Source organism: Phycisphaeraceae bacterium, from assembly GCA_019636555.1.
In the GTDB taxonomy this organism is placed as follows: Bacteria; Planctomycetota; Phycisphaerae; order Phycisphaerales; family UBA1924; genus JAFEBO01.
Genome location: JAHBXH010000001.1, coordinates 1604799 through 1618874 on the forward strand (window position 1 = coordinate 1604799; position 14076 = coordinate 1618874).

The 14076-nt window shown below is 62.1% G+C and carries 10 protein-coding genes and 1 tRNA gene; 9 read left to right on the plus strand and 2 right to left on the minus strand.

The window, feature by feature from the left end; translation table 11 throughout:
* Positions 1-318: 318 nt before the first annotated feature.
* Positions 319-391, minus strand: a tRNA-Ala gene (locus tag KF691_06685).
* 256 nt (positions 392-647) lie between these two features.
* Between KF691_06685 and KF691_06690 the strand changes: the two genes are divergently transcribed.
* The 7 genes from KF691_06690 to KF691_06720 all read left to right on the plus strand — a co-directional run bounded on the left by KF691_06690 (position 648) and on the right by KF691_06720 (position 9058).
* On the plus strand, positions 648-1583 hold the full coding sequence (locus KF691_06690) for a zinc ABC transporter substrate-binding protein (GenBank protein MBX3389127.1): 936 nt from the start codon (positions 648-650) through the stop codon (positions 1581-1583).
* Positions 1584-1625: 42 nt separating this feature from the next.
* Positions 1626-2513 carry a metal ABC transporter ATP-binding protein gene (locus tag KF691_06695; GenBank protein ID MBX3389128.1) on the plus strand — a complete coding sequence of 296 codons (888 nt, stop codon included), beginning with the start codon at positions 1626-1628 and terminating at the stop codon, positions 2511-2513.
* The gene (locus tag KF691_06700; GenBank protein MBX3389129.1) at positions 2510-3415 is read left to right on the plus strand and encodes a metal ABC transporter permease; all 906 of its coding nucleotides are present in this window, start codon (positions 2510-2512) and stop codon (positions 3413-3415) included. The genes KF691_06695 and KF691_06700 overlap by 4 nt, the downstream gene beginning before the upstream one ends.
* A gap of 22 nt (positions 3416-3437) precedes the next feature.
* Positions 3438-3623: a hypothetical protein gene (locus KF691_06705; GenBank protein ID MBX3389130.1), complete on the plus strand. Its 186-nt coding sequence runs from the start codon at positions 3438-3440 to the stop codon at positions 3621-3623.
* A gap of 268 nt (positions 3624-3891) precedes the next feature.
* The gene (locus KF691_06710) at positions 3892-4167 is read left to right on the plus strand and encodes a hypothetical protein (protein MBX3389131.1); all 276 of its coding nucleotides are present in this window, start codon (positions 3892-3894) and stop codon (positions 4165-4167) included.
* A 1157-nt stretch (positions 4168-5324) separates the two neighbouring features.
* Positions 5325-5900, plus strand: coding sequence for an RNA polymerase sigma factor (locus KF691_06715; GenBank protein MBX3389132.1), 576 nt, complete (start codon positions 5325-5327; stop codon positions 5898-5900).
* Positions 5901-6124: 224 nt separating this feature from the next.
* Positions 6125-9058 (plus strand): protein kinase, encoded by a 2934-nt coding sequence (locus KF691_06720; GenBank protein ID MBX3389133.1) that lies wholly within the window; start codon positions 6125-6127, stop codon positions 9056-9058.
* Positions 9059-9174: 116 nt separating this feature from the next.
* Here KF691_06720 and KF691_06725 read toward each other — a convergent pair whose 3' ends face one another.
* Positions 9175-9957 (minus strand): hypothetical protein, encoded by a 783-nt coding sequence (locus KF691_06725; protein ID MBX3389134.1) that lies wholly within the window; start codon positions 9955-9957, stop codon positions 9175-9177.
* 269 nt (positions 9958-10226) lie between these two features.
* Between KF691_06725 and KF691_06730 the strand changes: the two genes are divergently transcribed.
* Both KF691_06730 and KF691_06735 read left to right on the plus strand, forming a co-directional pair.
* Positions 10227-10835, plus strand: a complete 609-nt coding sequence (locus KF691_06730) for an RNA polymerase sigma factor (protein MBX3389135.1) — start codon at positions 10227-10229, stop codon at positions 10833-10835.
* The gene (locus tag KF691_06735) at positions 10832-14020 is read left to right on the plus strand and encodes a protein kinase (GenBank protein MBX3389136.1); all 3189 of its coding nucleotides are present in this window, start codon (positions 10832-10834) and stop codon (positions 14018-14020) included. Before KF691_06730 ends, KF691_06735 begins: the two co-directional genes overlap by 4 nt.
* The last annotated feature ends 56 nt before the right edge of the window (positions 14021-14076 follow it).

Consider the following 14076-nt stretch of genomic DNA (forward strand, 5'->3'; position numbering starts at 1 on the left):
CTGGAAAACAAAGCAAGAAGCGAGGAACTAGCCAAGCTCGAAGCCGGGAACGGCTCGCTTTGGCTCGAACCCATGCGGAGATTCGTAAATGCCTCACGTGACGCGAGTTCGATCGCAAGAGCCAAAGAGTTACGGCCGAAGGCCGATTTTACCAGAAACCTCGGCTCGAACCTGACCCTGAGGGATCAGCGGCTCGCGTGGGATCGGCGTGGGGTGTGGCAACTGGTTGAGACGTCGGAGTTTGTGTCGTTGAAGAGCTTGGGGAATCGGGGAGAGGGATTGACGGAAAGGGAAAGGGACGAAGAGGACACTGGGGAATGGAGCGGAGGAGAGTCGAACTCCCGACCTCATCATTGCGAACGATGCGCTCTACCAACTGAGCTACCGCCCCGGATTGTGCCCACGAAGACCACAAACTCCGCGGGGTGGGGAGTGTAGCGCGGAGACGAGAATCTTCCAGCCGCGCCGACGGGTCGGGCGCATCGGTGCCCGACAAGGGGGCTCGGATCGGGCACAGGCCTCAATCCCGCACGCTGAACCCGGCCCAATTCGGCGCGAACATTCCGGGCCTCGGAGGGCTATTCTATTGAGAATCAATTCTCAAATTGGATGACGCCCGCTCCGTTGGCGGTCGATGAGAAAACAGGATGAATCAGACGCGGTTGAATTGGGTGTTGCGTGCGCTGGCGCTTTGCGTGTGGTGCCTGGCTGCTCCTTGCGATGGCGCGGGTCTGCGCGTCGTGGTCACCATTCCGCCCCTCAAGGGAATCATCGAACCGCTCTTGCCCGAAGGATCATCGGTCGCGGTTCTGATGACGCCGGGCCGGAGCGAGCACAATTATGAATTCACGCCGTCCGACATGGCGAGAGTGGGAGGGGCGAATCTGGTCGTTTGTGTCGGCTTGGGTCTGGAGCAACAGCTGCAACAGTTTCTTGAGTCTCACACTTCCCCGAAACGAGTCGATCTCAGCCTCGGCGCGGCCGCCGGCGTCGAGCAAGCGGCTGATTCGGACGACCAAGCAAGCGAAGGCGAATCGGAGCATCATCACGGCGCGGTCGATCCGCACGTGTGGCTCGATCCGGTTCTGGTCGAGGCGGCGCTGCCGCGGCTTGCGGATGGCGTGCGCGACGCGATGAAAGCGACCGGAATCTGGAACGACGATGCGAAGAAGCATCTCGAAGACGCTCTTGCATCGGAGCAGGCTGAAGTCGCGAAACTCAACCTCGCGTTTCAGGAAGCGCTGGCAAAGTTCAAGGGCGACAAGATCGTCACGCATCACGCGGCGTTCGGACGGCTCGCGAACCGGTACGGGCTGGTGGTTGCGGAGGTTATTCGAGTGAACGAGGGCGAGGAGCCGACCCCCGGGCGCATCGCGGCGATCGTGCAGGCAGTTCGGAAGGAAGGCGTGACAGCAATCTACGTCGAACCGCAGTTCAGCAGCGCGACGGCCGAGCGCATTGCCAGTGCCGCGGGTGTGCGGGTTGTGAAGCTCGATCCGCTGGGCAACGGCGACTGGATCGCGATGATGCAAGAGAACCTGAACGGGCTCGTGGCCGGGCTTTCCAAAGCAAAGAACAAATAGACTCATCGAGTCTTGCGGGCGATCCACCGGATGAATCATCAAGTGGCAAGAACGAGCGAAATCGCCATCCGCTACAGCGGCGTGACGTTTTCGTACGACGGCGCCGGCGAAGCGCCGGCGCTCGATCGCGTCTCGCTCGATGTGCGGAGAGGCGAGCGGCTGGGAATCCTCGGGCCAAACGGAGGCGGAAAATCGACGCTGCTGAAACTCACGCTCGGGATCTTGCGGGGCTATTCGGGAACGATCGAGATCGAGGGTTTGGCCCCGTCAGAATCCGCGAAGAGGCGGCTCATTGGGTATGTGCCGCAGAGAGTGGAAGCGGAACTGGCTTTCCCGATTACGGCGCGCCACGCGGCATCGATGGCGGCGAGCGCCGGGCTCGGGTTTTTCGCGAGCGGACGGGGGGCGCGGGAGAAGGCGGATCGCGCGCTTTCGATGGTGGGCGCTTCTTCGTTTGCCGAAAAACCGGTGGGGACGCTGTCCGGCGGGCAACTCCAGCGGGTGATGATCGCGCGCGCTCTCGCCAGCGAGGCGAAGATCCTGCTGCTCGATGAGCCGACCGTCGGCATCGACCCGGCGGGGCAGAAGCAGTTCTCGGAGCTCATCCAGCGCTTGCACGATGAATTGAAGTTGACGACGATCGTCGTGAGCCATGATCTGCGGACGGTGGCGGCGACGAGCGATCGGGTCGCGTGCCTTGCCCGGACTTTGCATTACCACGATTCACCGGAGGGGTTGACGCCCCACGTGTTGGCGGAAGTGTTCCGGCACGATGCCGCGGCGATCTTTGGGGATCTGCACGTCGATGCACATCGGGCGTCGGAGTGCGGGCACGATCACTCGGATGATCATGGACACGAGGGACATGGGACCTATGGGTCCCAAGGGACTCATAGGTCCCATGAAGAACGCACAGGAGGTGGGGCGTGAAGACGCTCGAATACCTCTCGGATCCGGCGCTGCGGTCGATTTTTCTTCCCGGGGTTCTGGCCGGTCTCGCGATCGCGCTCTTCGGCGGCTTGCTGAGTGTGTTTGTCGTGATGAAGAGGCTCGCGTTCATCGGGCAGGGGATCAGCCACGCGGCGTTTGGCGGGATCGGCGTCGCGTATGTGCTGGGGTTTGGGGCTGCCGCGGTGGGCGGTGCGGGCGGGAGTGGGGCCGCGTTCAGCGCGCAACTCGGGATTGTGTTTTTGTTTTGCCTGTTCGCGGCGCTGCAGATCGGGTTCTTGACGAGCGGAGATTCGGGAAGGCGCGGAGGACGCGGGCGAGCGCAGGCGGACACCGCGATCGGCATCGTGCTGGTTGCCTCGATGGGGCTTGGTTCGCTTTTGCTGCACATCGCGGAGAAGCAGCAGCGCGTGGCGACGGTTTCGTGGGAGAGTTTGCTCTTTGGTTCGATCGTGAGCGTGAGCGAAGCGGATGCGTGGGCGGCGGGGGTGGTTGCGCTGCTGATCGTCGGCGGGCTTTTCCTGGTGCGCCGGCCGCTGACTTTCTGGACGTTTGATGAGCCGGCGGCGGCGGCGTTCGGGGTGAACGCCGGACTCATGCGCTTTGTGCTGCTCGTGATGCTCGCGCTCGCGACGGTGACCGCGATGAAACTTGCGGGTGTTGTGCTGGCGACGGCGATGCTGGTTTTGCCCGCGGCGGCGGCGGTGCAGTTCAGCCAGCGCGCGGGGACGGTGACGGTTCTGAGCGTTCTGTTTGCCCTTTGCGCGGTGGCTTGCGGGATGGTGTTGAGCTTTGAGTTTGATTGGCCGACCGGGGCGAGTATCGTGCTGGTGCTTGCGGCGCTGTTCGGAATCGGCTGGGGAAAGAGCCGGATCGCGGCGTGAGAGCGCGGCACTGGAGGCAAGAATGAAGGCGGAAAATCTTCTGGCGGAACTCAACCGGCTTCGCAAAGACATCGGGGAAGACAAGAGCGACCTCGAGTGGCTCGCGGTGCATCACGCGTTCTGCTTCATCAGTTACAAGATGAGCGAGTTTCAGAAGTACGTGGAAGAGCAGGACAAGGCGGGGGCGTTTCGTGAGTATGAGGGGTGAATCGAGATGTGGGATGTGGGATCGATGCAACTATGCATCAATGACCCCCATTTGCTCCACTTGTGATGAGATGTAACTCTTGAGAGCGGGTGGAATTAGCGCGGGTCACTCGAAAGCGGGTTGCGTGCCGGCGGGATTTCGGCGAGACTCAGGGCCACCGAGAATCTGTTCGCGGATCTCGTTTGCCGCGAGCGGCCGAGGTTGTGACGAGCAAAGTGGTTGCTCATCGGATTTGGTGTATCGCTGCAATCGTGAAGGAGCGCTGGACATGAAGAAACTGATGAAGGCAACGGGGGTATTGTGTGCCGCGGTGTTGTTGTGTTCGGGCACGCCGGCGCGCGCCGATGACACGACGCTTCCGTGTCCCGAGATTTGCATGGATCTTTTTAATTCGCTGGCTCAATACGCTTTAGAGGAATACGAACGGAGTGCCACGGCCTGCGGGAATGATCCCTGGTGCATACTGGAGGCTTGGGCTATTTACGCGCAGAGGATGGAGATCGCCCAAGAGATCTATGGACAGTGTTGCCAGCTTATGAACTGACCAGCGTTCTCGGGCGGTCCCACTCGGGAGTATCTGTGCTCGTCAAGACGGCGGGTGGTTCAGGAGCAAGATCTGCTTCAAACAAAATTTGTTGCATCCGAACCGGAAATCGGCGATAATCGTTGTATTGGAGTGCTCGCTCTCGCAACGGACGCCACTGGCGCATCGAACGAGTGCGGGTTCCGACGACCGCCGAGCGGACGCTTGTCGGGCGATGTGCCGCGGGTGACGGCCCGCGGAGGGAAAGTGCGGCGGCGTGCTGTACAGCGCGTGTCGGCTGCAAGGGCTTTCTCAAAAGGAGGTGATCCAGTGATTGATTCATGTACGCAGGGGCTGCGCGGCTAAGCGCGGACTCGACGGAGTCGCGCAATGCGCGGCCCTACTCCTACGTAAAACAGAACGTAGCGCCGGCGGCCCCGAAAGGGCCGCCGGTTGTTTTGTGAGACGGACTGATTCGGGCGAATACCGCCGGTTGGGGATGAACTCTTGTCGAGTGCGGCACCGATCAAGCGAGCAAGTTCGCGCCGAACTGTGAGAGAGTGACGTAGAAGGGGTCTCGCCGTGGCCACCGGCCAGTTTGATTGCTGTCTGGGCGGCACAACAGACTTGGGCCGGGAGTCGTTCCGAGCCCGCGCCACTCATTATCGACGCAAGCGCGAGGGCCTGCCGCGGGACCTGGACATTGCTTCTTGTAGTCCGCAGCCAAATCGGGCGACGGGCGAACCTTGCCCATTTCGGAACCGCGAAGTAGGGCGTTTACCCCATGCGTCGTGCAAGCTCAAAGGGACGCCCGACGCTGACGTAAAAAAAACCCTGACATCGCGACGACACCCACCCCGGTGCCGTCGCGATGTCAGGATCAACATTCGCTCAGTTTCGCTCGACGGCTCGATTGAGGGAGCCATCGGCGAGCTGTGCGAACCGCCCCACCGGACCATTTTTCTTCGCCCTTCCACCGGTTTCGAATAGACTCATGAACCAGCCGGTCCAGGGTGACTGAGACGGCTATTCGAAGGTGAGAGCGCGCTGCCTTTTTCCAAGAAGTTTGCGGAGCAAGGGGGTAAATCTTTCACCGAACCGAGACTTTTTGGCGAAAAAAGGCGGGGTCAACAAGGGGGTGCTTTCTGGGCGAAAGAACCGGTCAAACGACGACCACGTTGCTCCTGGAGCAGCTGAAATCGGAGGGCAATCAGGAGGCGTGGCAGCGGGTAGACGAACGATTCAGGGGAATCGTTTTTGGTGCCGCTCGAAGGGTCGGGCTAGATGAAGCCGATGCCGCGGACGTCGCACAGGAAACCATGGTTCAGTGCCTTCGGGATTTCCGGGCCGGGGGTTACGATCGGGCCCGTGGCAGGCTCAGCGGGTGGATCATCGCGATCGCACACAATCGAATATCCGATGTCCTGCGTCGAAAGCAGCGTGCGAACCAGGATGTGGGCGACACGTCTCTGGTGGCTCTGCCGGCGGTAGACGCGGTATCCGCCGCCTGGAATGAGGCACTGCGCGACGACCTCTTTCGCCGCTCCTGGGAGCGTCTCCAGGCCGAAAGCGGGCAGAATCCGGCGACGATCAAGGCGTTCGAGCTCGCGGTGATCCGCGGCGTGCCGACGCAAGCGGTCGCGCAGGAGTGCGGATTAACTGTTGACCAGGTCTATTTGGCGAAGAATCGCGTGTCGGGGAAGCTTCGCGAGATTGTGGAAGAGATGACCAAGGCGTATGAGGACGGGCTATGAGCAAGGCGTCCGAACCTTGCCCGGCTGCATCCGAGCTCGACGCTTTCGCGATTGCCGAGTCCGCATCATGCGACGGGGAGCCCGACCGAGCGATTGCTGCCCATATCGAGACTTGCGGCGCGTGCGCGGAGTGGGTGCGCAATGCCAGGTTTGCGCGCGAATTCGGCGCGGCAGCAAGTACACGGGCGCTCGAGGATGATTCAATCGAGTTTTCTCGGCCGGAGATGCCGGGGTACGAAATCGTCCGCGAAATCTCGAAGGGCGGGCAAGGGATTGTCTACGAAGCGGTGCAGTCTCGTACTCGGCGGCGGGTGGCGATCAAAGTCCTGCGCCGGGATCATGGAATCGGGCGTGCACAGCGTGCGCGTTTCGAACGGGAGATCGAGATCGCCGCAGCTCTCCATCACCCGGGCATCGTGACGGTGTACGACAGCATGGCGCTGCCGGCGGGCGGCCATGCACTCGTCCTGGAATTCGTGAACGGGATTTCGCTCGAGAGTCACTTTGATGCGCGTTCGCACGGTCCGCTGGACGTCCGAGCAGAAGTCGAATTGGTGGCACGGGTTTGCGACGCGGTTCACTACGCCCATCAGCGCGGCGTGATTCACCGGGATCTCAAGCCCTTGAACATCCTGCTGGACGCCGCGGGCTCGCCGCGGATTCTCGACTTTGGAGTTGCGCGCTGGTTCGGCGCATCCGCAACCGATCGCTCGGGCGTTACGCTGACGGGCGAGTTTGCCGGAACCCTGGCGTACGCGGCACCGGAGCAGGTGGCGGGCGAACGCGGACCTCCTGACTTGCGGAGCGACCTGTATGCACTCGGTGTGATTCTGTATCAGGCTTGCGTCGGGAAGCTGCCGTACCAGGTTCGCGGTTCGCTCGAAACGGTGATACGGAACATCACGAACGCCCCGCCCGCCCGGTTGCCGCGGCCGAAATTGGACGAGGATTTGTGGGTCATTCTCAATAAGGCTCTTTCCAAGGACGCGGAGCGGCGGTATCAGTCGGGCGCGGCGATGGCGACGGATTTGCGGAGGTATTTGCGGGGCGAATCGATCGAAGCGCGGCAAGACAGCCGTTTCTATGTGTTGCGGAAGGCGATTTGGGGCCACCGATACGCCGCGTCGGGAGTGTTGCTGGCGCTCGTCGGGCTGCTTGCGCTGGGCGCGCGGATTCAGGCTCAGAACACTCGCCTCGTGGCGGCACTGCGCGAAAGCAATAACGAACAGGCTCGTGCGATGGGCGCCGCTGGAAACCGGCCGGCGGCGCAGGCGATGCTTGCATCTGAATTGTTGCGAATCGGAGACGCGATCGAGCGGCCCCAGGAGCTGATGTTTCGGGGCACTCCGGAGCAGCGGAGCGTGCTCTGGACCGGGGCCGAATTGCAGGCTTCACAGCCTTGCCTCGCGACGGTCATGCTGCCCGCCGAATGGGCGACGGACGCCTGGTGGGAGCACGATCGCGTCTGCGTCGTGTCCGCCGATGGTATCGAACGGGAGCGGTCGCTTCCGGACTTGCGGTTGTTGTCTGAGCGAAAATTGATCGATCGTCCGGCGTTGGATCTCCTCTGTTCTCCCGGAACGGACCGGCTGCTCGTGCGCTTCGCCGACAAGATTCAGTGCATCGAGTCGAAAACCGGGACGGTGCTTGGTGAGACGCGCTACGAGTCGGATCTTCGAACGAGCATGACGCTCGCTCCAACGGGCGATTCATTGGCCGTCTGTTCTCGCGAGCGGGGCGTCGTGGTTTTCTCGCTGCCGGACTTCAACGAACTTCTCGAAGTTCGCGATGTCAGCATCCGCCAGCGCCCGTGGATCGGTGCGAAGGGCGACCGCGTTGCGGTTGTCAAAGAGGATGGTCGCTTGATGATCTTCGGCTTGGCTTCGGGAAAGCTGGAGAAGGAGCTGCTCGTCGTATCGCAGGGGCAAATAAAGAAAGATCCGCACGGACCCGACGACCAGTGGAGAGTGACCGGAATCGGTTCCGGAGAAATGATGGCGGTCGGACGCAGGCGTCGGGTTTGGCTCGTCAACACATTGAGCGGACAGGTGCGCCCGCCGATTCTGACAACGATCGGAAACCTCGTTGAAGGAGTGTTTACAGAATCGGGTCGCTGGCTTTTGATGCAGTCCAATCAGGACTCGCGGGTCCAGGTCTGGAGCACGAAAGATTGGCAGGAACAGGCGACTCTGCCGGGCCATGCGGGGGGAACTTCATGCGTCTTTGTTTCTCCCGACGAGCGGTACATCCTGAGCGTGGACAACGCCCGGGTGATGAGGCTGTGGGCCGGGCCCGATGCGGGCTGGCGTCGAAGTCTTCCGGATTCTCCCGTCGGGGCACACGATTTGGCGCTCGATCCGAAGCGAGAGGCGATCACGTGCGCATTCAACCAAGGCACGATTGAAACCTGGTCGGCGACCGCGCCGGGTCCGCCTTCGATCGATCGGGTTGATCCGAAAGGGGTGTACACGGTTGCGTATTCACCAGAGTTCGACGTGACCGCCGCGGCAGGCTTGACCGGCGAGATCGTGCTCCTGCGAAGCGGCGAAGAGATCGCCCCGAGGTTGACGGTTCAGTCCGGAGTCTCGGTGAGGAGCGTTCGGTTCAGTCCGGATGGTCGTTACCTCGCGGCGAGCACCGATGGCGGGAGTGCGGTCGTCTATGAGACCAAGGCATGGTCAATCGTGTACAAGATCGATGTGACGACGGGGCGGATCGCGAGTGTGCGATGGAGTCCGAAGGGTGACCGCCTCGCGCTTGGCGTCGGCGATGGGACTTGCAGGGTTTACTCGATACCGGATTTCCGGCTGCAAGCGAATTGGCACGCGGACAGCAAGCTCTGCCGAGCGGCAGTTTTTTCGCCAGATGGGCGAGTCATCGCGACGACGGACGAAGCGGGAACAATCCGGATTTGGGATACCGATTCGTGGAAGTTGAAGCACGAGATTTCGGTCAATCAAGACGCGGTTTTTTGCCTGGCCTTTCATCCGGACGGACACATTCTTTCGGTGGGCGATCGCTCCGGCCGCGTGACGCAGGTCGGGATTCCCGAGGGCAAGGTGCTGGCGGGATTCAGCGTCGAAAGCCCGGTCATGGCGATCGAGTATTGCGGAACGAATCTGGTGGTGGGGTCGATCGATCGACCCGTGCAAGTGTGAGACTTTGCGATGCTTGGGCGCTGCGTGCGGAACGATGCGGAGTATCTTCGCAGTGCGAGTGAACGCGCGAGCGGAGAGTGATGAAGCGGGCTGCTCGTCTGCGATGAAGACGAGGGCTAAAACCGTTTGCGGCGCGATGCGAAGGCGGAGGTCGCAATAAACAACGCGAAGCCCGACGGAGACGGCACGGCCGTCCAGACGCGCACGTCCATGCCGCCGAACGCGCCGGGGTCTGCGAACGTCGGGTTCTCGTATTCCGAGGGCGCGAAATTGCCGGGGTTCGCAGACGCGATCGAAGTACGGAACACGCCGGTTCCTTGCGTCATCGCGGTGGAACCGACGGTGGGGCCGGCGAGTGAGCCGTAACCGATGGCGTAGAGGCCCGGGTCGGAACTCCAGACTCCGCCGCTGAGTGTTTCGAATGTGTAGGCGATTCCGATCGGGCCCAGGGACGACACGGTCACCGGGATTTTGAATTTCCAATAGGGGGTGTTGGGTGAAAGTCCGACGGGGTATCTCGCGGGCGAGAACCCCGGCGCGGCGCCCGTAAACGCGGTCTGGGAGAGGACGACTTCCTCCGAGACGAGATTCGAGAAGACCAGACTCGAGGAAGGAGTAAAGGTGTCGTACACGCGGACACGCAAGCGCACTTCGCCGGCGTTGAACTGGCGAATACCCTCAAAGTAGAAACCCGCATCGACGCCGGTGATCGATCGTGACGGTGACGCAGTGGACAGATTGAGCGCCTGGCCGATCCATTTGAGCGAATAGGGAGCGACGACACCGGGCTTGTTGCTGCCGCCCAGAGTGTGGCGGCTGTTTTCGTAGGCGTTGAAATCGGCGAGTGAAACCGCCGGGCTGATGAGGCAGCAGGCGAGTGCGAATCGGAAAACCTTCATTGTCTTCTCCTTGTGAACCGGCGCGCCGGCAAGAGAGGAAACGCCGGTGGGGGGTTGGCTCGGGTTCGAATTCGGCCAGAACGATCGGGTTGAATTGCGAGGCGTCGCACACCAAACGCCCTTGGATGCCTTCACAAAAGCCGGTAGACTGGTCAACAGCGGCGGTGGCTTCGGGGTCACCTGGTCGTTGGACCGATCGGCTTCTCTGGCAAGTCTGCGAGGCCGTCTCAGGGTTCTTGCGGCAATGGCCGGAAAAAGAGGAAGATTCCTTGGCGGTTGCGGGGGCACCCATCACGACGACCTTGCTGCTCGAGCAGCTCCGGGACGAGAGCAACCAGGCGGCATGGCGGACGTTTGACGAGCGCTTTCGCGACGTGCTCTTTGGCGTGGCACGCTCGATGGGCCTTGGCGAGGCGGACGCGGCGGATGTTGCGCAGGAGACTCTTTTTCAGAGCGTGCGCGACTATCGCGCGGGAAAGTACGATCGTTCGCGCGGGCGTCTGAGCAGTTGGATCATCTCGATCGCGCACCACCGCATCGCGGACCTCCTGCGTCGGCGCGGACGTGACAAGGTCGCCGCGGGTGATACGACGATGCGTGAACTTCCAGCGGTGGAGACGGTGGCGTCCGCGTGGGAGGCAGCGCTGCGAGACAGCCTGTTCAGGCGGGCGTGGGAAAGTTTGCTCTGCGAGCAACGGTTTAGCGCGGGCAACACCCGAGCATTCGAACTTGTTGTGATACGCGGCGTGCCACCCGAGACGGCGGCGGAGGAATGCGGGATTTCGGTGGACCAGGTGTACGTCGCGAAGAGCAGGATTTCTTCGAGGCTTCGGGAGATTGTGTCTGCGCTCAGCGCGGCGTACGAGGATGGCTTGTGAGTCGGGCCTGTCCGCCAGCCCGCGAAGTCGAGCGTTCGGCGGCGATGCCGGCGCCGGGTGCCGGGCTCGCCGAGCACCTGCGCACGTGCGAGCGGTGTCGCGAAATCTACGATGCCGCGAAGTTTGAAAGCGCGTTCGCGTCGGCGCTGCGGGACTCGCCGCGGCGAATCGAGAACGGCCCGCCGGAAATCGCGGGCTATGAGATTGTGCGCGAGGTGTCGCGCGGCGGTCAGGGGATCGTGTACGAAGCGATCCAGCAGCGAACCAGGCGTCGCGTTGCGATCAAAGTTCTGCGGCAGGACTACCCGGTTTCGCCCGCGAGCAGGGCGCGGTTCGAGCGAGAGATCGAGATCGCGGCGGCGCTCAAACACCCGGGGATTGTGGCGGTGTACGACAGCATCGCGATGCCTCAAGGACGATTTGCGCTTGTCCTCGAGTATGTCGTGGGACACGAGCTGGACTACTCGATCGCTCCGGCGGGTGATGCGGAGCGGCGCGCCCGGCTCGAGCAGATCGCGGAGCTGTGCGATGCGGTTCACTATGCGCATCAGAAGGGCGTCATCCATCGCGATCTGAAGCCGTCGAACGTGATCGTGGACGAGACGGGGCGGCCGCGCGTGCTCGATTTCGGCGTGGCGCGATGGTCGAGCAATCTCGACGAGCAGCGGGGCAGGATCACGATGACCGGCGAGTTTGCGGGGACGCTGGCGTACGCGGCACCGGAGCAGGTGTCGGGTTCGGGCGGCCCTCCGGATCTGCGAAGCGACGTGTATGCGCTGGGAGTCATGCTCTACCAGGCGACGTTCGGCGCGTTGCCGTACAGCGTCGAGGGAGTGCTCGACTCGGCGATCTGGAATATCGCGAACGCGCCGCCCTCGCGTCCGGCGGGTGGATTGCGAGCGAATGAGGACCTTTGGACGATCATTCACAAGGCGCTCTCGAAGGCGCCGGAGCGACGCTATCAATCGGCTGGCGCGCTCGCGGCGGACCTCAGACGGTATCTCGAGGGCGAAACGATCGAGGCGCGCAGAGACAGCCGCTGGTATGTGGTGCGAAAATCCCTGTGGAGGCATCGGGTCGGCGTCGGCGTATTGGCCGGAGTGGCTGTTGGGCTCGTGGCTTTCGGCATGGTGCAGACTCTGAGCAATCAGAGGCTGGGAGCGGCGCTGCGTACGAGCGCGATCGAACGCGCCAGAGCGCTCGGGGCCGCGGGATCACGCCCGCAGGCCGACGGAGTGATCTGGCGAGAATTGCTTTCGCTCGCCGACTCTCCGCTGGAGCTTGCCGAGGCTTTGTTTGGCGGCTCGTCCGACGAGCGCCGGGCACTCTGGGCGTTTTCAGAAATCCAAGGGGCGTATCCGTGTTTGAAATCGATTACACTCGAGAGCGAAGCGACGGCTGCGAGTTGCAGCGCCGATGAGTGCATCGTTGCGACTTCGAACGGATTCATTCACCGATGGGCGATGCCCGGATTGACCCATTGCGAATCGATGATCGTCGCGGACGCTGACTCGCGGATTCAGGCTGTTTCGAGCGCGGGTTGCATCGGCTTGGCTTTCGGCAATGCGCGGATGACCGTGTTCGATATCGCCACCGGGCAAGTGCTTCAACGCGGCGAATGGAGGTCTGCGATTGCCGGGGCGAGGATGGACGCGAGCGGCAGCGCGGCGGTTGTGTGGAGCGATTTTGATGTGTCCGTCTTCGAACTGCCTTCCCTCAGGCGGATGTTTTCCGACTTTTCCGAACGAAGGGCTATAGGAATCAGTCACGAGGGCGATTCTACGCTGTACGTTGGTCGGGACGATGTTGCTCACGTCCATTCGGTGAAGTTAAACAAGGAGGTAGCAGCGTTCGGGTTCGGGCCAAATCACGATTCCATTGCGGAATACCCATTTGGGATCATGGGAACGAATCTCGGCATCTCCAAGAGCCAAAACCTTGGCGCGATAGGGTTCAGCCGGAATCTCGTTGTGTGCAATCTCGATACCGGTGACCACATGCAGCGGTTTCGGATCACGAGTGGCGACGCCGCAGTGCCGATGTTCGCTCCGACGGGCAGGTGGATAACTGTTTCGTCGGCCGGCGACCCAAATGTCGAGATTCTGAGAACTTCGGACTGGTCGAGGCTCGCGATGCTTTGCGGACATGAAGGCGGCGCCAGAGTCACGGCGATCGCGGATGATGAGAGTTACGTGATTACGTGCGACTACAACCGGAGTCTTCGCTTGTGGCCCAGGCCGGGGTCGGGTGCGTGCGCCGACCTCGAAGACTCGATCGTTCAGCCGCACGATATTTCGTTCGACCGAGCAAGCCGGGAAATCTGGGCGTCGGACAGCCGCGGATTTGTCCGCTGCTGGGGCGGACTCGGGCGGCGAGAGCCGTGGATGCTACGCGCGGATGCAGCGTGCGCGACGACATTGGCGCGAGCGGCGACGAAGTCCTTGGGAGCGGCAGGTGGTTTCGATGGCGTGCTGAGCGTCTTCAGGACGAGCGATCTCTTTTTGTTGCGATCGATTCACCTTGAAGGAGATGGCGGCATTGCGCACGCCCGCTTCAACCCGGAAGAGTCACTTCTCGCGGTCGGGATGCGAGGGGGCCGAATTGCTCTCCTCCGAACGGATTCCTGGGAGCAGGTTGCGGCAACGAGACTCGCCGTCGCAAGGCTCGTGCAGCTCCGGTGGAGTCCGAACGGGGAGTTTCTTGCGGTTGCGGCGGCGAACGGCAGGTGTCATGTCCTCGACGGAAGGAGCCTGCGTCCGGTCATTGACTTTGAGTGCCACAAGCCGAGGTGCCGCGCAGCGGAGTTTTCTCCGGACGGGCGATTACTCGCGACGACGGGCGACGATGGAATGGTTCGGTTATGGAATAGCAAGACATGGAAGCTCGAGCGCGAGATCGGGTTTGGTACGACCGTCGGATACGCGCTCGCCTTTCACGAAAAAGGAAAGGTGCTCGCTATCGGCGACCGAATCGGTCGTTTGACGATCGTGGACGTGGAGAACGGCCGGTTGCTGGCGGGGTTCGACGAGGGTGAAGCGATCACGGCGCTGCAATTCGCCGGGGATCGACTGGCTGTGGCCAGTTTCGAACGGCCGATCAGGATTTGGGACTTTGAGATGATGGCGAAGAGCCTGGCCGGCAACTGGGAGTATTGGAAAGAGAGGCTGGCCGACCAGCCCGAATGAGGCCGGCCGGAGCGCGCGCATGGAATGAAAAAGCCCCGCGAGTGCGGGGCTTTGGA